Genomic DNA, 20,371 nt, shown 5'->3' on the forward strand with positions numbered 1-20,371 from the left:
TGCGCCGCAGTGTCCCGCGTGACCTCCGGGTGCGGCGGGAGATGAGCGTCGTCCTCGGCCGGGACCAGCGGCCGGAGCCCGACGTGTGCGTCATCAGGGCCGAGGCGGACACCGGCCCGGAGCAGACCTTCTACCGCGCCCAGGACGTCACGCTCGTCGTCGAGGTGGTCTCCCCCGAGTCCAGGACACGCGACCGCGACCGCAAGCCCGTCCTCTACGCCGAAGCCGGCATCCCCCACTTCTGGCGCGTCGAAAGCGACTCCGGCAGACCCGTCGTCTACGTCCACGAGCTCGACCCGCCCACCCGCTCCTACGTGCCCACCGGCATCTACCACGACCGCCTCAAGGTCACCGTCCCCTTCGACATCGACCTCGACCTCACCGAGATCGACACCTTCTAGGCATGGCGAGGGCCGGTACGGGAGTCCGTACCGGCCCTGGGGGTCGGGGTCAGGAGGTGCGCAGGTGGGCACCGACGCGGTCGGCGGCGAGGGCGACCGCGGCGTCGCGGGCGGCCGTCGTCTCCTCCACCGTCAGCGTGCGGTCCGGGGCGCGGAAGCGCAGGCTGTAGGCGAGCGACTTGTTGCCTTCGCCCACCTGCTCGCCCGCGTAGACGTCGAACAGCCGCACCGACTCCAGCAGCTCGCCCGCCCCGTCACGCAGCGCGGCCTCGACGTCCGCGACCGGGGTGAAGTCGGGGACGACGAGCGCCACGTCCTGGGTGGCGATCGGGTAGGACGAGATGGCCGGGGCGTCGACGGGGCCGGTCAGCGCCGCCTCCAGGCGGGTCAGCTCCAGCTCCAGCGCGGCGGTGCGCGGCGGCAGCCCGTACGCCTCGACCACGCGCGGGTGCAGCTCGCCGGCGTGGCCGATGAGCGTGTCGCCCAGGTAGAGGGCGGCGCAGCGGCCCGGGTGCCACGGCTCGTGCTGGTCGGCGGTGATCGACAGCTCCAGCCCGGCCTCGCCCGCGATCAGGCGGGCGGCCTGGACGGCGTCGGCCCAGGAGGCCTGGCGGCCGGCGCCCCACCAGCCGGAGCGCTCGAACTCGCCGGCGAGCACGGCCGCGACCCGGATCGGCTGGTCGGGCAGCGCCTCCTCGATGGAGGCGAGCTCGTCGGCCGTGGGGCGGCGTTCGACGCCGAGCACCGGCGCGACCGAGGGGGCGCCCTCGCGCGGCCGGTAGACCGCGCCGGTCTCGAACAGCGCCACGTCGGCGAAGCCGCGCCCGGCGTTGCGGACCAGGACCTTGAGCAGCCCCGGCAGCAGCGTGGTGCGCATCAGCGGCTCGTCCTCGGCCAGCGGGTTGGACAGCCGCATGGCCCGGCGGCGCGCGTCGTCGGCGGGCAGCTGGAGCCGGTCGAAGTCGTCGGCGCTGATGAACGGGTAGGCCAGCACCTCGACGTAGCCCGCCTCGGCGAGCGCCCGGCCGACGCGCCTGCGCAGCCGCTGCCCTTCGGTGAGCCCGGCGCCGGCCGGGGCCTTGGGCAGCACGGAGGGCAGCTTCTCGTAGCCCTCCAGCCGGATGACCTCTTCGGCCAGGTCGTTGGGGTCGGTGAGGTCGGGGCGCCACGACGGCGGCGTCACCGTGATCATGTCGTCGCCGGTGACGGCCAGCCGGGCGGCCAGCTCGCCGCCGGTGACGACGCCGGTCGGGTCGACGCCGCCGCTGCGCACCGTCGGGTCGGCGCCGTCGGTGACGACGCAGCCGACCTGCTCCAGGCGGTGGACGACGGTCTCCTTGGAGTAGGGCAGGCCCGCGATGTCGCCGGGGTGGCTCGCCGGGATGGCGATGCGGGCGGGCGTCACGTCCACCTCGGCGTGCGTGACGCCCGGCTGGACGGTGGCGCCGCCGAGCTCGGCCAGCAGCGACACGGCCCGCCAGGAGGCGACGAGCGGCAGCTCGCGGTCGACGCCCCGCTCGAACCGCTTGGACGCCTCGGAGACGAGGTTGTGCCTGCGGGACTCGCGGGAGATGCCGGTCGCGGAGAAGTGCGCGGCCTCGATGACGATGTCGGTCGAGCCCTCGGAGATCTCGGTCTGCAGGCCGCCCATGGTGCCGGCCATCGAGATCGGCCCGGACTCGTCGGTGATGAGGATGTCGTCGGGGTCGAGGTCGCGTACGACGTGGTCGAGCGTCTCCAGCCGCTCGCCCGCGCGCGCCCGGCGCACCACGACGGGGCCGGTGAGCTTGGCGCCGTCGAAGGCGTGCAGCGGCTGGCCGAGCTCCAGCATGAGGTAGTTGGTGATGTCGACGGCGAGCGACACGGGCCGCATGCCGGCGCGGGTGAGGCGTACGCGCATCCACAGCGGGCTCTGCGCGGCCGGGTCGAAGCCGGTGACGCGGCGCAGCACGAACCGGTCGCAGGCGGTCTCGTCGGCGATGGACGCTGGCCAGGACTGCTCGGTCTCGGCGGGCGGCTCGACGGCGGCGGGGTCGCGGAAGGGCACGCCGAAGGCGGTGGCGACCTCGCGGGCCACGCCCCGGATCGACAGCGCGTAGCCGATGTCGGGGGTGATCTCCAGCTCCAGCACGTCGTCGCGCAGGCCGAGCAGCTCGACCACGTCGGCGCCGATGGGCGTGCCCTCGGGTAGCACCATGATGCCGCCGTGGTCGTCGCCCAGGCCCAGCTCGCGCTCGGAGCAGATCATGCCCTCGGACATGCGGCCGTAGGTCTTGCGGGCGCCGACCTCGAACCCGCCGGGCAGCACGCCGCCCGGCAGGACGACCGGGACGCGGTCGCCGGCGGCGAAGTTGGTGGCGCCGCAGACGATCTCGCGGGGCGCGGCCTCGCCGACCTCGACCTTGCAGTGGCGGATCGGCTTCTTGAAGCCGGTCAGCTCCTCGATCTCCAGCACCTCGCCGACGACGACGTTCTTGACGTCGTGGCCGTGCGAGGTGATGGACTCCAGCTTGAGCCCTGCCGCGGTGAGCTGGTCGGCCACCTCTTGCGCGGTGACCGCCGCCGGGAGATCGACACACTCCCGCAGCCAGGAAAGCGGGACCCTCATCAGATCTCCATTCCGAACGGGAGCGTGAAGCGCACGTCTCCCTCGATCATGTCGCGCATGTCCTCGGCGTTGTGGCGGAACATCAGCGTCCGCTCGATGCCCATTCCGAAGGCGAACCCGGAGTAGACCGACGGGTCGACCCCGCAGGCGACGAGCACCCGCGGGTTGACCATGCCGCAGCCGCCCCACTCGATCCAGCCCTCGCTCTTGCAGGTGCGGCAGGGCGGGTTGCCGGGCACCGCGGAGGCGCCGCGGCACACGAAGCACTTCAGGTCCAGCTCGGCCGACGGCTCGGTGAACGGGAAGTAGTTGGGCCGGAACCGGGTCGTGATGCCCTCGCCGAACATGACCTCGGCGAACCGGTCGAGCGTGCCCTTGAGGTGGGCCATCGTCAGGCCCTTGTCGACGGCCAGGCCCTCGGTCTGGTGGAAGACCGGGGTGTGGGTGGCGTCGAGCTCGTCGGTGCGGAACGTCTTGCCGGGCGCGATCGCGTAGCAGGGCACGCCGCGCTCCAGCAGCGCGCGGATCTGCAGCGGCGAGGTCTGGGTGCGCAGCACCATGCCCGAGTCGGCGGAGCCGACGAAGAACGTGTCGTGCTCGGAGCGGGCCGGGTGGTCCTTGGCGATGTTGAGCGCCTCGAAGTTGAACCATTCGCCTTCGAGCTCGGGGCCTTCGACGACCTCGTAGCCCATGGCGACGAAGGTGTCGGCGATGCGCTCCTGCATCGTGGTCAGCGGGTGGCGGGCGCCGCGCGGGCGCCGGTCCCAGGGCAGGGTGACGTCGACGGTCTCCTCGACGAGCACGCGGGCGTCGCGTTCGGCCTCCAGCTCGGCCTGGCGGGCGGCCAGCGCCTCGCCGATGGCCCTGCGGGCGGCGCCGACGCGCTTGCCGGCCTCGGCGCGGGCGGCCGGAGGCAGGGCGCCGATCTCGCGGTTGGCCAGGGCGATGGGCGAGCGGTCGCCGGCGTGCGCCAGCCTGGCCTGCTTGAGTGCGTCGAGCGTGTCGGCCGCCTTGATCGCCTCCAGGGCGCCGGCCTCCATGCGCGCCACCTCGTCGGCGTGCAGCGGGGTGACCTCGACGGGGTCGTAGTCAGACAAGAGTGAGCTCCGTATCCAGGGCTTGAGCGGGAAAAGTCTAGTGGCCCGGCCCACCGGTCCTGTTTATGCGAAGTCAGGAGTGCCGGTGGGCATGGTAAATCGGAACTCCGCGCCGCCCTCAGGGGCGCGCTGCACGATGATGGTGCCGCCGTGCGCCTCGACCAGGCCCTTGACGATGAACAGGCCCAGGCCGGTGCCGCCCCGCCGGCGGCTGTTGCCGCCGCGCCAGAACTGCCTGAAGACGCGCGGAGCCAGCTCGGGCTTGACGCCCTCGCCCTCGTCGCGCACCGACACGGCCACTCCCCATTCGACGGACTCGATCTCGATCGTCACAGTTCCGCGCCCGTGACGCACTCCGTTTTCCACCAGGTTAGCCAGGATCTGGTCAACCTTGTCCTGGTCGAGCCACATCTCGGGCAGGTCGTCGCCGACGACGAGGCGGAAGCGGTCCTCCTGCTCGCCCGCGGCGACCCGGCCGGCGATGACCCGGCGCGCCCGCGCGGGCAGGTCGACGACCTGGCGGTGCAGCTCCAGCCGGCCCGACTCGATGCGGGAGACGTCGAGCAGCTCGGTGATGAGCCGGGTGACGCGGTCGGCGTCGTTGTTGACGGTCTCCAGCATGACGCGCTTCTGCTCGTCGGTGAAGCGCGTCCACTTGGCGAGCAGCGTGGCGGTGAAGCCCTTGACGCTGGTCAGCGGGGAGCGCAGCTCGTGGGCGACGGTGGAGACCAGGTCGGCGCGGCTGCGCTCCAGCCGGGCGCGGGCGCCGCCGTCGCGCAGGGTGATCGTGACGCGCTCGACGTCGCCGCACCGCTCGGGCTCGCGCACGAGCCTGGCCGCCACGTACAGCTCCTGGCCGCCGGGCAGGTGGAGCGGGCGCTCGGGGACGCGGCTGCGGGTGCGCAGGCCGCCCTCGGGGTCGAGGGCCTTCCACCACTCGCGCCCGTCGTTGTCGCGGAAGGGGAAGACCTCGCTCATGTCGCGGCCGACGGCGCGCTCGGCCGTCACGGAGGTGAGACGGGCGGCGGCCCGGTTGACGGCGAGGACACGGCCGAACCGGTCGGTCACGATGAGCCCGTCGGGCAGGTCGTCGATGGCGATCGAACACGCGGCGGCCACCACCCGCCCGTCGGTGTCTGCGCCGTGCACGACCTCGCCTCCTCCGCCTACAAGGCCGACAATAGCGGGTTTCCCGCCGCCTAGGGCACTCGCTGAGCCCTCGCGGACGAGTAAAGGCAGACCGCCGCGGCGGTCGCCAGGTTGAGGCTTTCCGCCTGCCCGTAGATGGGCACCCGGACCACGTCGTCGGCGAGCGCGAGCACGTCGTCGGGCAGCCCCCACGCCTCGTTGCCGAAGATCCACGCGGCCGGCCCGGACAGGTCGACGTCGTCGAGGGTGTGCTTGCCCGCGCCGTCGGCCGCCAGCACGCGCAGCCCGCGCTCCTTGAGCCGCGCCACGGCCGCCGCCACCGGCTCGCCGATGACGACCGGCAGGTGGAACAGGCTCCCGGCGCTGGCGCGCACGCACTTGCCGTTGTACGGGTCGACGGAGGCGTCGGTGAAGACCACGGCGTCGGCCCCGACGGCGTCGGCGGCCCGCATCACGGTGCCGGCGTTGCCCGGGTCGCGTACGTGGGCGAGCAGGGCGACCAGCTTCGGCTCGGCGGGCAGCGCCTCGCCGAGCGGCACGTGGACGTGGCGGCAGACGGCCAGCAGCCCCTGCGGGGTGACGGTCTGCGACAGCTCGGCCATGACCTCGCCGCTGGCCCGGTGGACCGGCAGGCCCTGGAGGGTGGCCTGGGTGACGAGCTCGGGATGGCGCAGCTCGGCCTCGGCGGTGGTGAACAGCTCCAGCGTCACGCCGTCGAGCTTGAGCGCCTCGCGCACCGCCTGCGGGCCCTCGGCCAGGAACTTGCGGTCCTGTTCGCGGAAGGCGCGCTTGGTGAGCCTGCGGGCCGCCTTCACGCGCGGCGACCTCAGGTTGGTCAGCTCGGTCCCGGCCATCTCATCCCCCTGGCTCTCACAACGGTCGGCCCGGACGACCGGCTTCGGGCGAACCGGTCCCGGGCACGGCAAAGGGCCCACCGTCAGGCGGGCCCTTGGCTCAGCTCGGTACGGCTCAGCTCGCGGCCGGCGCGTTCACGTTCGCCGGGAGCGCCTTCTTGGCGGCCTCGACGAGCGTGGCGAAGGTCTGGCTGTCGTTCACCGCGAGGTCGGCGAGGATCTTGCGGTCGACCTCGATGTTGGCCAGACGCAGACCCTGGATCAGGCGGTTGTAGGTGATGCCGTTCTGGCGGGCGGCGGCGTTGATCCGCTGGATCCAGAGACGACGGAACGTGCCCTTACGGTCCTTGCGGTCCCGGTAGGCGTACGTCATCGAGTGGAGCATCTGCTCCTTGGCCTTGCGGTAGAGCCGCGACCGCTGGCCACGGTAACCGCTCGCCCGCTCGAGGACGACCTTGCGCTTCTTCTTGGCGTTGAGCGCCCGCTTCACGCGTGCCATGTTTCTTCTCCCCGGGGAAAGTTCGCGCTACTTGGCGAGCAGCTTCTTGATCTTCTTGGAATCGGCGTCGGAAAGGACGACCTCGTTCTTGAGACGGCGCGTCAGCGTGGACGACTTCCACTCGTTGTAGTGCGCGCGGTTGGCGCGGCGGCGCTTGACCTTGCCGGTGCCGGTGAGCCGGAACCGCTTCTTCGCACCGCTGTGCGTCTTCATCTTCGGCATGTCGCCGTCTCTCCTCATTCGGTCGTGCCGGTGGCCGGGCCGGTGCTGGCCGGCCCGGTCGCGGCGTCTTCGTGTGGCGGGGTGGCCTGCTCGGGTGTCCAGTAAGGCTAAACCCGAACCGCGGGTCACACTTCCTCTACGGAAGGCTCCTCGCTGCCACGCTGTGCCTTGGCGGCGGCCTTCTCGGCCTTGGCCTCGGCCTTCTTCTTGTGCGGACCGATCACCATGATCATGTTTCGGCCGTCCTGCTTGGGCTGGGACTCGACGAACCCGAGCTCCTGGACGTCCTCGGCGAGCCGCTGCAGCAGCCGGAAGCCGAGCTCCGGCCGGGACTGCTCACGGCCGCGGAACATGATCGTGACTTTGACCTTGTCTCCCGCCTTGAGGAACCGCACCACGTGACCCTTCTTGGTCTCGTAGTCGTGCGGGTCGATCTTCGGCCGGAGCTTGATCTCCTTGATGATCGTGTGCGCCTGATTCTTGCGCGCTTCGCGCGCCTTCATCGCGGACTCGTACTTGAACTTGCCGTAGTCCATGAGCTTGCACACGGGCGGTCGAGCCGTCGCCGCGACCTCGACGAGGTCCAGGTCGGCTTCCTGGGCGAGCTTCAGGGCGTCGTGAATGGACACGATGCCCACCTGCTCGCCGTTCGGGCCCACGAGGCGGACCTCGGGAACTCGGATACGCTCGTTGATGCGGGGCTCAGTGCTGATGGGGCCTCCTAGGTTTGCGATCCCTACGTGCTCGTCGTGCCGGGCAGCTCTTCGCCGCAACGCGAAAAGCCCCGCACGTCGCGCATGCGGGGCCACTGAGCTTTTCGGCTTCGTGGCCTCAAGCTCCCCGGAGTAGTCCGGCGTGATCCTTTACCCGGCCACCTCGCGGCGACTCGGGTGGGAGGGAGACCTCCGCTTGCGCGTCCAGCAAGTCATGCCGGACCGATCAGAGAGCTACATTACCACAACCACGGAGCTTCCTCGAATCATCCCCGCTGGTCATCCGCGCTGGTCATGCCCGCTCGCTGGATCGCCTGAGGATCTCCGCCTCGCCGGCCGCGCGCATGGCGTCCACCGGCACGTCCGTGCGGCCGGTCATGAGCTCCACCTGCCGCACCGCCTGGTGCAGCAGCATGGCGAACCCGCCGACCACGGTGCCGCCCGCCGCGCGCACGGCCGCCGCCGCGACGGTCGGCCAGGGCGCGTAGACCACGTCGAAGAGCGCCGGCACCCGCGCCAGCCGGTCGGCGTAGGCGTCGGCGGCACCGCCGGGCAGCGTCGAGACGACCAGGTCGGCCTCCAGCGCGGCGTCGAGCTTGTCGAACGTCCGCACCGAGAGCGTCACTCCGAGCCGTTCGGCCACGGCCGCGGTCTCCCCCGCCCGGGCCGGATCGCGCACGATCAGCGTCACCGCGAACAGCCCCAGCTCGCGCAGCGCCGCGAGCGCCGACCCGGCCGTGGCGCCGCCGCCGAGCACGGTGGCCGAGCGCGGCGCGGGCACCCCGACCTCCGCCAGCGCCTGGGTGATCCCGTACACGTCGGTGTTGTCGCCGTGCGCGGCGCCATCGGAGAACACCACGGTGTTGGCGCCGCCCACCTCGACGGCCAGCTCCGAGACGGTGTCGAGCAGGGGCAGCACGGCGCGCTTGAGCGGCATCGTGAGCGACAGCCCCGCCCACGCGCTCGCGTCACCGGCGCGCTCGCCGCGCACCGGGCGCAGCTCGCGCAGCTTCGCGGGCAGCCGCGCCTCGTCGCACTCGAACGCCTCGTAGCTCCAGCCGGTCAGGCCCATCTCCCGGTACGCCGCCCGGTGCAGGAACGGCGAGAGCGAGTGGCTGATGGGCGAGCCCAGGACCGCGGCCCTCATCCCCGGCTCAGCCGCCGTTCCGTCTGTATTCGGCGAGCAGCGCCTCGAACTCGGCCTCGGTGGTGGCGAACTTGGTCACGCTGCTCCTGCTGGGATCGGTGGCCACGAAGTACAGCCAGGAGCCCTTGGCGGGATTCAGCGCCGCCTCGATCGCGTGGTCGCCGGGGTTGGCGATCGGGCCCGGCGGCAGGCCGAGGTGCTTGTAGGTGTTGTACGGCGAATCGATCTCCAGCTCGGCGTGCGTGGCCGCGGTCTTGTAGCGCTTCCAGGCGTACATCACCGTGCTGTCCATGCGCAGGTGCATCTCCGGCTGGTGGTCGAGCCGGTTGTAGATGACCCGGGCGATCTTGGCCATGTCCTCGTGCCGGCCCGCCTCGGCCTGGACGATGCTGGCGATCGTGAGCATCTGGTGGGCGGTGAAGCCGCGCTTCCTCGCGGCGGCCTTGAGGTCGTGCTTCTCGGCCGACTGGTTGAACCGCTCGACCATCTGGCCCAGCATCTCGGACGCGGTGGCCTTGGGCTGGAATTCATAGGTGGCGGGGAAGGCGTAGCCCTCCAGCTTGCCCTTGGCGTAGCTGGGCAGGCCGAGCTCGTCGGGCTTCTTGGCCGCGGTCTCGAACTCCTTCACGTTCCTGCCGGTCGCCTCGGCGAGCTGGGTGAAGGTGTCGGACAGGCGCAGGCCCTCCTTGAGCGTCACCGTCAGGCGCAGCCGCGCGTCGGGGTGGAGCAGCTTGACGGCCTCGGCGGCGGCCATCTGCTTGCGGAGCTTGTACGAGCCGGGCTGCAGCGACGAGCTCTTGCCCGCGCTGTCGACCGCGTTGGTGAACGCCCTGGCGCTAGCGACGACCCCCTGCCGCTCCAGCTCCTGGGCCACCTCGGAGGCGCTCTGGCCGTCCTTGATCTCGATCACGACCTCGCCGCTGCCCTTGCCGGCGTAGTCGTCGGGAACGATGGCGTCGCTGACCCACAGGTAGCCGTAGTAGCCGCCACCGCCGATGATGCCCGCCAGCACGATGAACGCGAGCAGCGGGGCCAGGAAGCGGCCCCGGCTGCGGCGCCTGCGCCTTCTGCGCCCGCCGCGTCTGCCCGAGCCCCTGGCGCGACGCCCGCCCCGGCCGTCGTCGTCCTCGGCGCCGAGGAGGAAGTCCATGTCGAGATCGTTCATAGGTGAGCCGGCCAATCTCCCGGAACTGCTGGCCCGGGGTCACTCGGTGACACCCGGCGGTGGGGGGTCACCGAGCGGACGAGGGGGATGTGCCGGACACGCTGCGACGGCCGGCAGGGGTCACTGTGAGTAGCCATGCTAGAGGACGGAAAGAGCGTGTGTGTCCCGGGTCGGGAGCTTCGCGCGGTGACACCGGCGCGCTCCCGCGGGGTGGGATGCAGCCCGGCGAGCATCAGTTCGTCCCGAGGTTGTCGTTCGGCTCTTTCCGGTATCTCACGAACCCGCTCTCTTTGTCGGTGAATTTCGTGATTCTATGCACCGGATTCGTCGCGTTAAACCGGTGCGGATCACGCGTCGCCGGACACGCCACGCGCACCTTGTCGTCACGCTGGGTAACGATTTCCACGCGGCGGCACCGGCCGACGATCACTTTAGCGATCTTCGAGCGGTGGAGCACGGCCGTCATGCGGACGGGCCGTCGCCTGTCGCGGAAGGCGGGTCGACCGGCCGGCCCGGCGGCCTGCGGGTCGCGCGCTCGGCGTCGAGCGCGTCCTGCAGCAGCACCACGGCCGCCGCCTGGTCGATGACGCCGCGCTGCTTCTTGGCGCGCACGCCGCTGGCCCGCAGCCCCTGCTGGGCGGCCACCGTGGTGAGCCGCTCGTCGAAGAGCCGGACGGGCGTGGGGGCAAGCCGGGCGGCCAGCCGCGCGGCGAACTCGCGCGCCAGCTGGGCCGCCTGGCCCTGTCGGCCGGACAGCGAGGTGGGCAGCCCCACCACCACCTCGACGGCCTCGTGCTCTGCCGCGATCGCGGCGATGCGGTCGAGGTCGCCCTCGCCCCGCCTGACGGTCTCCACCGGCGTGGCGAGCATCCCCGAAGGGTCGCTGCGCGCCACGCCGATGCGTACGGACCCGACGTCGACGCCGAGCCGCGTGCCGAACCTCATCTCAGCCGAGCTGCTCGCCGACGGCCTGCTCGACCAGCCGCAACGCGTCGTCGATCGCGTCGGGCCTGGTGCCACCGCCCTGCGCGACGTCGTCCTTGCCGCCACCGCCACCCCCAAGCGCCTTGGCGGCGACGCCGACCAGTCTCCCGGCCTTGAGCCCGCGCTCGCGTCCCGCCTCGTTCACCGCGGCAACCACCACGGGCCGGTCGGAGGGGACTCCGGCGATCACGATGACCACCGGACGGTCGGCCGGGAACCTCCCGCGCACGTCAAGCGCGAGCTTACGCAGATCGTCGGCGCTGGTGCCATCAGGCGCGCGGTGTGTCACCACGGAGACTCCGCGCAGGTCGGCCGCCTGCGCGGCGAGCTCGCCCGCCACCTGGAGCACCTGGGCGGAGCGCAGCTTCTCCAGGTCCTTCTCGGCGGTGCGCAGCCGGGTGACGATGCCCTCGATGCGCTCGGGCAGCTCCTCGCGGCGCGCCTTGAGCTGCTCGGTGAGCTGGGCGACCAGCAGGCTCTCGCGCGCCAGGAAGCGGAAGGCGTCGATGCCGACCAGCGCCTCGACGCGGCGCACGCCCGCGCCGACCGACTGCTCGCCGAGCACCTTGACCAGGCCGAGCTGGCCGGAGCTGTGCACGTGGGTGCCGCCGCACAGCTCGCGCGAGTAGTCGCCGATCTCGACCACCCGGACCTCGTCGCCGTACTTCTCGCCGAACATCGCCAGCGCGCCCATCGCCCGCGCCTCGGCCTGCGAGGTGTAGAAGGCGTTGACCTTGAGGTCGTTGATCAGGACGGCGTTGACCTCGTCCTCGACGTCGCGCAGCACGCTCGGCGGGACCGCCCCGGCCGCGGTGAAGTCGAAGCGGAAGCGGCCGGGCGAGTTCTCCGAGCCGGCCTGGGCCGCCGACTCGCCGAGCGCGTTCTTGAAGCCGCGGTGGACCAGGTGGGTGGCGCTGTGGCTGCGCGAGATCGCGCGGCGGCGCTCCAGATCGATCTCCGCGTGCGCCTCGTCGCCCGCGCGCAGCTCGCCGGAGCGGACCTTGCCGCGGTGCACGACCAGGCCGGCGACCGGCGTCTGGACGTCGTGGATCTCCACCTCGGCGCCCGCGGTGCGGATGACGCCCTGGTCGGCGAGCTGGCCGCCGCCCTCGGCGTAGAAGGGGGTGCGGCCGAGGACGACCTCGACCTCGGTGCCCGCGCCCGCCGCCGGGACCGAGACGCCGCCCGACAGGATGCCGATGACGGTGGTGTCGGCCTCGGTCTCGTCGTAGCCGAGGAACTCGACCTTGCCCGCGCTCTCCAGGAGCTGCCCGAAGACGGAGATGTCGGCGTTGCCGGTCTTCTTCGCCGCCGCGTCGGCCTTGGCGCGCTCGCGCTGCTCCTTCATCAGCCGGCGGAAGCCCTCTTCGTCGACCTTGAGCCCCTGCTCGGCCGCCATCTCCAGGGTGAGGTCGATGGGGAAGCCGTAGGTGTCGTGAAGCTGGAACGCCTGGTCGCCGGAGAGCGTCGTTGCGGACTTGCGCTTGGTCTCCTCGACGGCCACGTCGAAGATCGCCGTGCCGGTGCGCAGCGTGCCGAGGAACGACGCCTCCTCGGCGTCGATGACCCCGTGGATCTGCGGCGCGTCGACCTTGAGCTCGGGATACTGCTCGCCCATGACGTTGATCGCCACGTCGGTGAGGGTGTGCATGTAGCGCTCGTCACCGGAGCCGAGCAGCCGCAGGTTGCGCACCGAGCGGCGCAGGATGCGGCGCAGCACGTAGCCGCGGCCCTCGTTGCTGGGCAGCACGCCGTCGGCGACCAGCATGGTGCCGGTGCGGACGTGGTCGGCGATCACGCGCAGGCTCACGTCGGTGCGCGGGTCGCTGCCGTAGCGGCTCTTGGTGAGCTCGGCCGCCTTGTCGAGGATCTTGTACGTGGTGTCGATCTCGTAGATGTTGTCGACGCCCTGCAGGATCGCCGCCATGCGCTCCAGGCCCATGCCGGTGTCGATGTTCTTCGCCGGCAGCTCGCCCGCCACGTCGAAGTCGACCTTGGTGCGGACCTGGCTGAGCTGGTACTGCATGAAGACGAGGTTCCACACCTCGAGGTAGCGGTCCTCGTCGGCGACCGGCCCGCCTTCCTTGCCGTACTCGGGGCCGCGGTCGTAGTAGATCTCCGAGCAGGGGCCGCCGGGGCCGGCGACGCCCATGTGCCAGTAGTTGTCCTCCAGGCCGCGGCGCTGGATGCGCTCGTCCGGCAGCCCGACCTTGTTGCGCCAGAGGTCGTAGGCCTCGTCGTCGTCCAGGTAGACGGTCGCCCAGAGCTTCTCCTCGGGGAAGCCGAAGCCGCCGTCGGACTCCGAGCGCGTCAGCAGCTCCCAGGCGAACGGGATCGCCTCGGCCTTGAAGTAGTCGCCGAAGGAGAAGTTGCCGAGCATCTGGAAGAACGTGGCGTGACGGGTGGTCTTGCCGACCTCGTCGATGTCGGGGGTGCGCACGCACTTCTGGGCGGTGGCCAGCCGGGACGCCGGAGGCTTGCGCTGCCCCAGGAAGTACGGCTTGAACGGCACCATACCGGCCGGAACCAGGAGAAGCGTGGGGTCCTCTGCGATCAGGCTGGCCGAGGGCACTACTTTGTGCCCACGCTCCTCGAAGAAGCGCAGGAAGCGGCGCGCGATCTCTGCCGACTCCATGGTGGCCATCCTTTGCTTTAGTGGTTGTCTTCAGCGTTGTCGAGACCGAAGCGGGCCCGCAACTCGATTTCGCGTCCGGCGGCCTCGCCGAGCGCGTCGGAGGTAAAGTCTCTCACCCGCACGAGCATGCCCGCGGCGCCGTCGGCGGTGCGGCGGGCGATGTGGTTGGGGTGCAGCGCCTGCAGCCTGCGCATCACCCACAGCGTGATGAGCGCGCCGAGCGACAGGTAGAACAGCCGTCTGATCATCGCCGTGATCACCGCCGCCCGGCCTTGCGCGGCCTGCGGGCCTCGATGGCCCTGCGGACGCCGTAGCTCAGCGACGACACCTTGATCAGCGGCCCGGTGAAGACGGTCTGGGTCACCGCGCTCAGCTTGGCGGCGTGCCCGCTGACCTGCTTGACGTCCCTGGCGATGGCCTCGACCGCGACGAGCTGCCGGTTGGTCTCGTTGACCGTGACGCTCATGTCGTCGAGCAGCGGCGTCAGGCGCGCGTTGAGCTCGGAGACCGCCTTGGTGGTCTCGGTGAGCAGCCTGGCGAGCTTGACGAGCACCATGGCGAGAACGCAGACCAGGACGATCCATCCCGTGGCGGCGATCAGCCCGGCGACCTCTCCAGCGGTAAGCATCCGCTCATCTCCCTCGTACGCTGGGCCGGAACGCCAAGACCCTATCGCGTCCCGGGGACGAGGTCGGTGAGGACATGTCAGGACGGGTCCGATCCCCTGAGGAACTCGCGGATCTTTCCCCAGCGTCCGGCGACCGGCGCCTCGGCTCCGTGCGTGGTCGGCTCGTAGTAGCGGCGCTCGCGCACCTGCTCGGGCGCGTAGTGCTGGCGGACCAGGCCGTGCTCGAAGTCGTGCGGGTACTTGTAGCCCTCGCCGTGGCCCAGCTTGGCGGCGCCCGGGTAGTGGGCGTCGCGCAGGTGGCCGGGGACCTGGCCGATGAGGCCGCGCCGCACGTCGCCGACGGCCGCGCCGATGGCCTTGACCACGGCGTTGGACTTGGGCGCCAGCGCGCAGTGGATGACGGCGTGCGCCAGGTTGATCTGGCCCTCGGGCAGGCCGATGAGCTGCACGGCCTGGGCGGCGGCGACGGCGGTCTGCAGGCAGGTGGGGTCGGCCAGGCCGACGTCCTCGGAGGCGAAGATGACCAGGCGGCGGGCGATGAACCGGGGGTCCTCGCCGGCCTCGATCATCCGGGCCAGGTAGTGCAGCGCGGCGTCGGCGTCGGAGCCGCGCATCGACTTGATGAAGGCGCTGATGACGTCGTAGTGCTGGTCGCCCTGCCGGTCGTAGCGGACGGCGGCCTTGTCGGCGGCCTTCTCCACGACCTCGACCGTGATCTCGTCGTCGAGCAGCGCGGCCGCCTCCAGGTAGGTCAGCGAGCGGCGGGCGTCGCCGCCGGCCAGCCGGACCAGGTGCTCCAGCGCCTCGTCGGCGAGCGTGGCGCGCCCGCCGAGCCCGCGCTCGTCGGAGACCGCGCGCCGCAGCACGGCGGCGATGTCGTCGTCGGTCAGCGACTCCAGCGTGAGCAGCAGCGAGCGCGACAGCAGCGGCGAGATGACGGAGAAGGCGGGGTTCTCGGTGGTGGCGCCGATGAAGGTGACCCAGCGGTTCTCCACGGCGGGCAGCAGCGCGTCCTGCTGGGCCTTGTTGAAGCGGTGGACCTCGTCGACGAACAGCACGGTCTGGCGGCCGGACATGCCGAGCTGGCGGCGGGCGTCGTCGATGGCGGCCCGGACGTCCTTGACCCCGGCCGAGACGGCGGAGATCTCCACGAAGCGCCGCTTGGTGACGTTGGAGACCACGTAGGCGAGCGTGGTCTTGCCGGTGCCGGGCGGTCCCCACAGGAACAGCGACATCGGCGCCTCGCTCTCGACCAGCCGGCGCAGGGGCGTCCCGGCGCCGAGCAGGTGGCGCTGGCCGATCACCTCGTCGAGCGTGCGGGGCCGCATGCGGACCGCCAGGGGCTGCGGCGTGGCCTCCTCAGCCGCTGAATCGAACAGACTCTCCACATCGCGAGTTTACGTGCCCGGCGCCACCGGTCGTCCCGGGTCGCGTCCGTGGCCAGCGCCACCGAGTCACTGCGGTGAGTTTTCGTCACTTACGTCCGGCACATCGCGGGGCCGGTAGCATTCGCGGAGTTATTTGGTCATGTGTCAGCAAAGATGGAGGACATACCGGTGAGCGGCGACGACGACGACCGCCAGAGCCAGCTGGCTCGCGAGCACAAGGAGCGGCAGGCGCAGCGCGCGGCGGGCCAGGCGTCCAAGGCCAGGCGCAACACCTTCATCGGCGCCGGCGTGGCCGTGGCCGTGGTGGCGGGCGGCATCTTCGCGGTGACCACCCTCGTCGGCGGCGACGACAAGCAGACGGTCGCGGCGGCGACCACGCCCACGGCCTCCGCCACGCCCTCGCCGCCGGTGACCGAGATGCCGTCGCCCACGGCGACGCCGACCGGCCCCGTCACCTGCGACTACAAGAAGGACACCTCCGGTGTCCCGGTCAAGTACGTGGGCATGCCGGGCAAGAAGCCCAACATGAAGCTCTCAAAGATGACGATCACCACCAACCACGGCGACATCGTCATCCAGGTCGACCCGGCGGTCACGCCGTGCTCGGTCAACTCGATGGCCTTCCTGGCCAAGAAGGGCTTCTACGACAACACCAAGTGCCACCGCCTGGTGACCCCGGAGACGTCCGGCCTGTTCCTGCTGCAGTGCGGCGACCCGAAGGCCAAGGCCGACGGCAAGAACCCGACCGACGGCCAGGGCACGGCCGGCTACGTCTTCCGTGACGAGGCCGCGGGCCTGGTGCCGTACACGAAGGGCGTGGTGTTCCTCACCCAGCCGCAGGACGCCGCCGGGCAGAACAGCAGCCAGTTCGCCATCTCGCTCTCGGACGAGAACGCCCAGATCGACCCGGTCTACTCGGTGCTCGGCATGGTCCAGTCGGGCCTGGAGATCATCGAGAAGGTCGCCAAGGACGGCGTCATCGTCAACGAGAACGACATCACCGGCGACGGCGGCTCCACGGCCCCCAAGACGCCGATCATCATCAAGAAGGTCACCCTCACCTGACGAGCGGCGACGGCAACGGCAGGCGTCCCGTCGGACGCCTGCCGTTGTCATGCGCGCCGGAGGCTCAGCCCTCCTTGGGCTGGGCGTCGACGCCCGCCTCCTTGCGCTGGACGCCGGTGATGGGCGTGGGCGCGCCGGTGAGCGGGTCGAAGCCGGAGGCGGTCTTCGGGAACGCGATCACGTCGCGGATCGAGTCGCCGCCCGACAGCAGCATGCAGATCCGGTCCCAGCCGTAGGCGATGCCGCCGTGCGGCGGCGGGCCGTACTTGAACGCCTCCAGCAGGAAGCCGAACTTGCTCTCCGCCTCCTCCTTGGAGATGCCGAGCACGTCGAAGACGCGCTGCTGCATCTCGGCGCGGTGGATACGGATGGAGCCGCCGCCGATCTCCATGCCGTTGCAGACCATGTCGTAGGCGTAGGCCAGCGCCTCGGCCGGGTGGTCCTGGAAGTTGTCGGCCCACTCGGGCTTGGGGCCGGTGAACGGGTGGTGCACGGCCGTCCAGCCGCCCTCGCCGTCCTCCTCGAACATGGGCGCGTCCACGACCCACAGGAACGACCACTGCGACTCGTCGATGAGCCCGCAGCGGCGGCCGATCTCCAGCCGGGCCGCGCCGAGCAGGTCGCGCGAGGCGCCGCGGGCGCCGGCCGCGAAGAAGACGGCGTCGCCCGGCTGCGCGCCGACCTTCGCCGCCAGGCCCGAGGTCTCGGACTCCGACAGGTTCTTGGCCACCGGGCCGCCGAGCGTGCCGTCCTCCTGGACGAGCACGTACGCCAGGCCCTTGGCGCCGCGGCTGCGCGCCCACTCCTGCCAGCCGTCGAGCTCCTTGCGCGTCTGCGAGGCGCCGCCGGGCATGACGACCGCGCCGACGTAGTCGGCCTGGAAGACGCGGAACGACGTGCCGGCGAAGTAGTCCGTCATCTCGACGAGCTCCTGGCCGAAGCGCAGGTCGGGCTTGTCGGAGCCGTAGCGGGCCATCGCGTCGGCGTAGGTCATGCGGGGCAGCGGCATGGGGATCTCGTAGCCGAGGATCTCCCGCCACAGCCTGCCGATCAGCTTCTCGCCGACCTCGATGACGTCCTCCTGGTCGACGAAGGACATCTCGACGTCGATCTGGGTGAACTCCGGCTGACGGTCGGCGCGCAGGTCCTCGTCGCGGTAGCACTTGGCGAGCTGGTAGTAGCGCTCCAGCCCGGCCACCTGGAGCAGCTGCTTGAACAGCTGCGGCGACTGCGGCAGCGCGTACCAGTTGCCCGGCTGCAGGCGCACCGGCACCAGGAAGTCGCGCGCGCCCTCGGGCGTGGAGCGGGTGAGCGTCGGCGTCTCGACGTAGACGAAGCCGAGCTCGTTCATCACCTCGTTGGCCAGGTAGGTGGCCTTGGAGCGGGTGCGCATCGCGGCGGCGACCTGCTGGCGGCGGATGTCGAGGTAGCGGTACTTCAGCCGCGCCTCCTCCGACACCCCCACGTTGCCCTCGATGGGGAACGGCAGCGGCGCCGACTCGCTGAGCACCTCGACCGTCTCGGCCACGACCTCGATCGCGCCGGTGGGCAGCTCGGGGTTCTCGTTGCCCTCGGGCCGCACCCGTACCAGGCCGGACACCTGCACGCAGTATTCGGCGCGCAGGTCGTGGGCGTGGTCCTCCTCGCGGAAGACCACCTGCGCCGAGCCGGAGGCGTCGCGCAGGTCGATGAAGACCACGCCGCCGTGATCACGGCGGCGGGCCACCCATCCTGCGAGCGTCACCTGCTGCCCGGCGTGCTCCTCGCGGAGCTCCCCGGCCTTATGCGTGCGGATCACTGCACTTTCCCCTTCAAGACGTCGACGACCTGGGCCAGCGGCACCTCGGTCTGCTCAGCGGTGGTCAGGTCTTTCACTTGCGCGGCCCCGGCGGCCAGGTCACGCTCGCCCAGGATGAGCGCGAACCGGGCGCCCGAGCGGTCGGCGCCCTTCATCGCGCCCTTGAGCCCCTTGCCGCCGAAGGCCATGTCGGCGCTGACGCCCGCCCCGCGCAGCTCCGCGACGAGGTGGAACATCCGGCGGCGGGCGTCGTCGCCCAGCGCGACACCGTACACCTGGACGCGGCCTGGCGCGGTCTCGGGCAGCAGGCCCTCGGCCTCCATCGCCAGGAACGTGCGGTCGACGCCGAGCGCCCAGCCGACGCTGGGCAGCGGCGGGCCGCCGAGCATCTCGCTGAGGCCGTCGTAGCGTCCGCCGCCGCCGATGGCCGACTGCGAGCCGAGCCCGCCGTGCACGAACTCGAACGTGGTGCGGGTGTAGTAGTCGAGGCCGCGCACGAGCTTGGGGTCGTCCTCGAAGGCGATGCCGGAGGCGGTCAGCAGGGACCGGACCTCCTCGTGGTAGGCCTTGCAGCCCTCGCACAGGTGGTCGACGATCAGCGGCGCGCCGGTGAGCTGGGCCTGCACCTCGGGCCGCTTGTCGTCCAGCACGCGCAACGGGTTGATCTCGATCCGGGCGCGGGTGTCGTCGTCGAGGTCGAGGCCGCGCAGGAAGTCCTGCAGCGCCGCCCGGTAGACGGGCCGGCAGGTCTTGTCACCCAGCGAGTTGAGCAGCAGCCGGACGTTGCGCAGCCCCAGCGCGGCGAAGCCCCGGGCGGCCAGCACGATCAGCTCGGTGTCGAGCGCGGGGTCCTCGGTGCCGAGCGCCTCCGCGCCGACCTGCCAGAAGTGCCGGTAGCGGCCCTTCTGCACGTTCTCGTAGCGGAACTGGCTGCCGGAGTACCACAGCTTGACCGGGAGCTGCCCGGCCTGCAGGTTGTGCTGCAGGACGGCGCGCACCACGGACGCGGTGCCCTCGGGCCGCAGGGTCAGCGAGCGGCCGGCCTTGTCGGGGAAGGTGTACATCTCCTTGGAGACGATGTCGGTCGACTCGCCTACGCCCCTGGCGAACAGCTGCGTGTCTTCGAAGACGGGCGTCTCGACATAGCCGTAGCCCGCCAGCCGTACCGGGGCGACGAGCGCCTCGCGGACGGCGAGAACCTGCTCGGAGCGGGGTGGCAGCCAGTCGAACGTGCCCTTCGGTGCTTGGAAAGTCATCAGATTCCTCGTGTGGGACCGGCGTGCGGCGCGGCCTCCTTGAGATAAGGATTGGTGGCGCGCTCGTGGCCGATCGTGGTCTGTGGTCCGTGGCCCGGCAGGACGACCGTATCGTCAGGCAGCGTCAGGCACTTGGCAGCGAGGCTGCGCAGGATCGTCGGATAGTCACCGCCCGGCAGGTCGGTGCGGCCGATGGAGCCGGCGAACAGCAGGTCACCCGCGAACATGATCTCGTCAGCGGGCAGCCTGAAGCTCACCGACCCCCTGGTATGGCCGGGCGTGTGGTCGACGGTGAACTCCATGCCGGCCAGCTCCAGCACGGCGCCGTCGGACAGCTCGCGGACGTCGTCGGGCTCGCTCAGCGTGATGCCGCCGAACAGCGACGCGCTCGTCGGCGACCAGCCGGCCGCCGGGTCGCTCAGCAGGTGCCGGTCCTCGGGGTGGATCCAGGCGGGGACGTCGCGCGCGCCGCAGACAGGGGCCACCGACCACACGTGGTCGAGGTGGCCGTGGGTGAGCAGGACCGCGACCGGCTTGAGGCGGTGCTCGCGCAGCAGCTCCTCGACTCCCTCGGTGGCGTCCTGACCTGGGTCGATGATGACGCACTCCTCGCCCGCAGCGGGCGCGACGGCGTAACAATTGGCCTGGAAGGCCCCTGCGGGGAAGCCGGCGATGAGCATCTGCCTCAGCTGATCTCGTCAAAAATGCCAATGGGAATGTAACCGAAGGGTACCGGTGCGGGTCGCCGGGCTGCGAATCATT

At 71.2% G+C, this 20,371-nt stretch carries 20 protein-coding genes; 2 read left to right on the plus strand and 18 right to left on the minus strand.

Features of this window, described 5'->3' with window-relative positions:
• Window positions 1-401, plus strand: a 401-nt coding sequence (locus ACBI99_RS29675) for a Uma2 family endonuclease (protein ID WP_375074011.1), incomplete at its 5' end; no start/stop codon positions are given.
• Between the two features lie 49 nt (window positions 402-450).
• On the opposite strand, the gene ACBI99_RS29680 is transcribed toward ACBI99_RS29675, so the two are convergent.
• The 15 genes from ACBI99_RS29680 to ACBI99_RS29750 form a co-directional block, all read right to left on the minus strand.
• Window positions 451-3,009, minus strand: coding sequence for a phenylalanine--tRNA ligase subunit beta (locus tag ACBI99_RS29680; protein ID WP_375074012.1), 2,559 nt, complete (start codon window positions 3,007-3,009; stop codon window positions 451-453).
• Window positions 3,009-4,049 carry a phenylalanine--tRNA ligase subunit alpha gene (pheS, locus tag ACBI99_RS29685; protein WP_246644347.1) on the minus strand — a complete coding sequence of 347 codons (1,041 nt, stop codon included), beginning with the start codon at window positions 4,047-4,049 and terminating at the stop codon, window positions 3,009-3,011. Before pheS ends, ACBI99_RS29680 begins: the two co-directional genes overlap by 1 nt.
• A gap of 120 nt (window positions 4,050-4,169) precedes the next feature.
• Window positions 4,170-5,255 (minus strand): ATP-binding protein, encoded by a 1,086-nt coding sequence (locus ACBI99_RS29690; RefSeq protein ID WP_308125661.1) that lies wholly within the window; start codon window positions 5,253-5,255, stop codon window positions 4,170-4,172.
• Window positions 5,256-5,305: 50 nt separating this feature from the next.
• Window positions 5,306-6,109 carry an RNA methyltransferase gene (locus ACBI99_RS29695; RefSeq protein ID WP_357587467.1) on the minus strand — a complete coding sequence of 268 codons (804 nt, stop codon included), beginning with the start codon at window positions 6,107-6,109 and terminating at the stop codon, window positions 5,306-5,308.
• A 115-nt stretch (window positions 6,110-6,224) separates the two neighbouring features.
• Complete coding sequence (rplT, locus tag ACBI99_RS29700) at window positions 6,225-6,608, minus strand: 50S ribosomal protein L20 (protein WP_049568547.1); 384 nt, start codon at window positions 6,606-6,608, stop codon at window positions 6,225-6,227.
• A 27-nt stretch (window positions 6,609-6,635) separates the two neighbouring features.
• Complete coding sequence (rpmI, locus tag ACBI99_RS29705) at window positions 6,636-6,830, minus strand: 50S ribosomal protein L35 (RefSeq protein WP_219502200.1); 195 nt, start codon at window positions 6,828-6,830, stop codon at window positions 6,636-6,638.
• A gap of 125 nt (window positions 6,831-6,955) precedes the next feature.
• Window positions 6,956-7,543 carry a translation initiation factor IF-3 gene (infC, locus tag ACBI99_RS29710; protein ID WP_219502280.1) on the minus strand — a complete coding sequence of 196 codons (588 nt, stop codon included), beginning with the start codon at window positions 7,541-7,543 and terminating at the stop codon, window positions 6,956-6,958.
• A gap of 292 nt (window positions 7,544-7,835) precedes the next feature.
• Window positions 7,836-8,690 carry a shikimate dehydrogenase gene (locus ACBI99_RS29715; RefSeq protein WP_375074013.1) on the minus strand — a complete coding sequence of 285 codons (855 nt, stop codon included), beginning with the start codon at window positions 8,688-8,690 and terminating at the stop codon, window positions 7,836-7,838.
• Window positions 8,691-8,697: 7 nt separating this feature from the next.
• Window positions 8,698-9,840, minus strand: a complete 1,143-nt coding sequence (gene mltG, locus ACBI99_RS29720) for an endolytic transglycosylase MltG (RefSeq protein ID WP_246644321.1) — start codon at window positions 9,838-9,840, stop codon at window positions 8,698-8,700.
• A gap of 247 nt (window positions 9,841-10,087) precedes the next feature.
• Window positions 10,088-10,321, minus strand: coding sequence for a hypothetical protein (locus ACBI99_RS29725; protein WP_375074014.1), 234 nt, complete (start codon window positions 10,319-10,321; stop codon window positions 10,088-10,090).
• Window positions 10,318-10,800 carry a Holliday junction resolvase RuvX gene (gene ruvX, locus ACBI99_RS29730; RefSeq protein ID WP_219502196.1) on the minus strand — a complete coding sequence of 161 codons (483 nt, stop codon included), beginning with the start codon at window positions 10,798-10,800 and terminating at the stop codon, window positions 10,318-10,320. Before ruvX ends, ACBI99_RS29725 begins: the two co-directional genes overlap by 4 nt.
• 1 nt (window position 10,801) lies before the next feature.
• Window positions 10,802-13,474: an alanine--tRNA ligase gene (alaS, locus tag ACBI99_RS29735; protein ID WP_375074015.1), complete on the minus strand. Its 2,673-nt coding sequence runs from the start codon at window positions 13,472-13,474 to the stop codon at window positions 10,802-10,804.
• A 17-nt stretch (window positions 13,475-13,491) separates the two neighbouring features.
• Complete coding sequence (locus tag ACBI99_RS29740) at window positions 13,492-13,722, minus strand: hypothetical protein (protein WP_219502194.1); 231 nt, start codon at window positions 13,720-13,722, stop codon at window positions 13,492-13,494.
• Window positions 13,723-13,730: 8 nt separating this feature from the next.
• On the minus strand, window positions 13,731-14,102 hold the full coding sequence (locus tag ACBI99_RS29745) for a DUF948 domain-containing protein (RefSeq protein WP_049568533.1): 372 nt from the start codon (window positions 14,100-14,102) through the stop codon (window positions 13,731-13,733).
• A 77-nt stretch (window positions 14,103-14,179) separates the two neighbouring features.
• Window positions 14,180-15,430: a replication-associated recombination protein A gene (locus tag ACBI99_RS29750; RefSeq protein ID WP_246644345.1), complete on the minus strand. Its 1,251-nt coding sequence runs from the start codon at window positions 15,428-15,430 to the stop codon at window positions 14,180-14,182.
• A 228-nt stretch (window positions 15,431-15,658) separates the two neighbouring features.
• Here ACBI99_RS29750 and ACBI99_RS29755 point away from each other — a divergent pair, with 228 nt between their 5' ends.
• The gene (locus ACBI99_RS29755) at window positions 15,659-16,555 is read left to right on the plus strand and encodes a peptidylprolyl isomerase (RefSeq protein WP_219502192.1); all 897 of its coding nucleotides are present in this window, start codon (window positions 15,659-15,661) and stop codon (window positions 16,553-16,555) included.
• 64 nt (window positions 16,556-16,619) lie between these two features.
• On the opposite strand, the gene aspS is transcribed toward ACBI99_RS29755, so the two are convergent.
• Genes aspS through ACBI99_RS29770 form a run of 3 tightly spaced genes read right to left on the minus strand, consistent with a single transcriptional unit; the run spans window position 16,620 to window position 20,289 of the window.
• Window positions 16,620-18,353 carry an aspartate--tRNA ligase gene (gene aspS / locus ACBI99_RS29760; protein WP_375074016.1) on the minus strand — a complete coding sequence of 578 codons (1,734 nt, stop codon included), beginning with the start codon at window positions 18,351-18,353 and terminating at the stop codon, window positions 16,620-16,622.
• Complete coding sequence (gene hisS, locus ACBI99_RS29765; RefSeq protein WP_219502190.1) at window positions 18,350-19,609, minus strand: histidine--tRNA ligase; 1,260 nt, start codon at window positions 19,607-19,609, stop codon at window positions 18,350-18,352. The genes aspS and hisS overlap by 4 nt, the downstream gene beginning before the upstream one ends.
• Window positions 19,609-20,289: an MBL fold metallo-hydrolase gene (locus ACBI99_RS29770; RefSeq protein ID WP_219502183.1), complete on the minus strand. Its 681-nt coding sequence runs from the start codon at window positions 20,287-20,289 to the stop codon at window positions 19,609-19,611. Before ACBI99_RS29770 ends, hisS begins: the two co-directional genes overlap by 1 nt.
• Between the last annotated feature and the right edge of the window lie 82 nt (window positions 20,290-20,371).

It is taken from the genome of Nonomuraea sp. ATR24, assembly GCF_041950485.1.
In the GTDB taxonomy this organism is placed as follows: Bacteria; Actinomycetota; Actinomycetes; order Streptosporangiales; family Streptosporangiaceae; genus Nonomuraea; species Nonomuraea ceibae.

Bases quoted from the DNA above. Each gene is read 5' to 3' on its own strand.
- mltG (WP_246644321.1), bottom strand. From the start codon at position 9,840: ATGGACTTCCTCCTCGGCGCCGAGGACGACGACGGCCGGGGCGGGCGT.
- ruvX (WP_219502196.1), bottom strand. From the start codon at position 10,800: ATGAGGTTCGGCACGCGGCTCGGCGTCGACGTCGGGTCCGTACGCATC.
- pheS (WP_246644347.1), bottom strand. From the start codon at position 4,049: ATGGAGGCCGGCGCCCTGGAGGCGATCAAGGCGGCCGACACGCTCGAC.
- ACBI99_RS29740 (WP_219502194.1), bottom strand. From the start codon at position 13,722: ATGATCAGACGGCTGTTCTACCTGTCGCTCGGCGCGCTCATCACGCTG.
- ACBI99_RS29750 (WP_246644345.1), bottom strand. From the start codon at position 15,430: ATGCGGCCCCGCACGCTCGACGAGGTGATCGGCCAGCGCCACCTGCTC.
- ACBI99_RS29715 (WP_375074013.1), bottom strand. From the start codon at position 8,690: ATGAGGGCCGCGGTCCTGGGCTCGCCCATCAGCCACTCGCTCTCGCCG.
- hisS (WP_219502190.1), bottom strand. From the start codon at position 19,609: ATGACTTTCCAAGCACCGAAGGGCACGTTCGACTGGCTGCCACCCCGC.
- alaS (WP_375074015.1), bottom strand. From the start codon at position 13,474: ATGGAGTCGGCAGAGATCGCGCGCCGCTTCCTGCGCTTCTTCGAGGAG.
- rpmI (WP_219502200.1), bottom strand. From the start codon at position 6,830: ATGCCGAAGATGAAGACGCACAGCGGTGCGAAGAAGCGGTTCCGGCTC.
- ACBI99_RS29770 (WP_219502183.1), bottom strand. From the start codon at position 20,289: ATGCTCATCGCCGGCTTCCCCGCAGGGGCCTTCCAGGCCAATTGTTAC.
- ACBI99_RS29725 (WP_375074014.1), bottom strand. From the start codon at position 10,321: ATGACGGCCGTGCTCCACCGCTCGAAGATCGCTAAAGTGATCGTCGGC.
- ACBI99_RS29680 (WP_375074012.1), bottom strand. From the start codon at position 3,009: ATGAGGGTCCCGCTTTCCTGGCTGCGGGAGTGTGTCGATCTCCCGGCG.
- ACBI99_RS29695 (WP_357587467.1), bottom strand. From the start codon at position 6,109: ATGGCCGGGACCGAGCTGACCAACCTGAGGTCGCCGCGCGTGAAGGCG.
- rplT (WP_049568547.1), bottom strand. From the start codon at position 6,608: ATGGCACGCGTGAAGCGGGCGCTCAACGCCAAGAAGAAGCGCAAGGTC.
- ACBI99_RS29745 (WP_049568533.1), bottom strand. From the start codon at position 14,102: ATGCTTACCGCTGGAGAGGTCGCCGGGCTGATCGCCGCCACGGGATGG.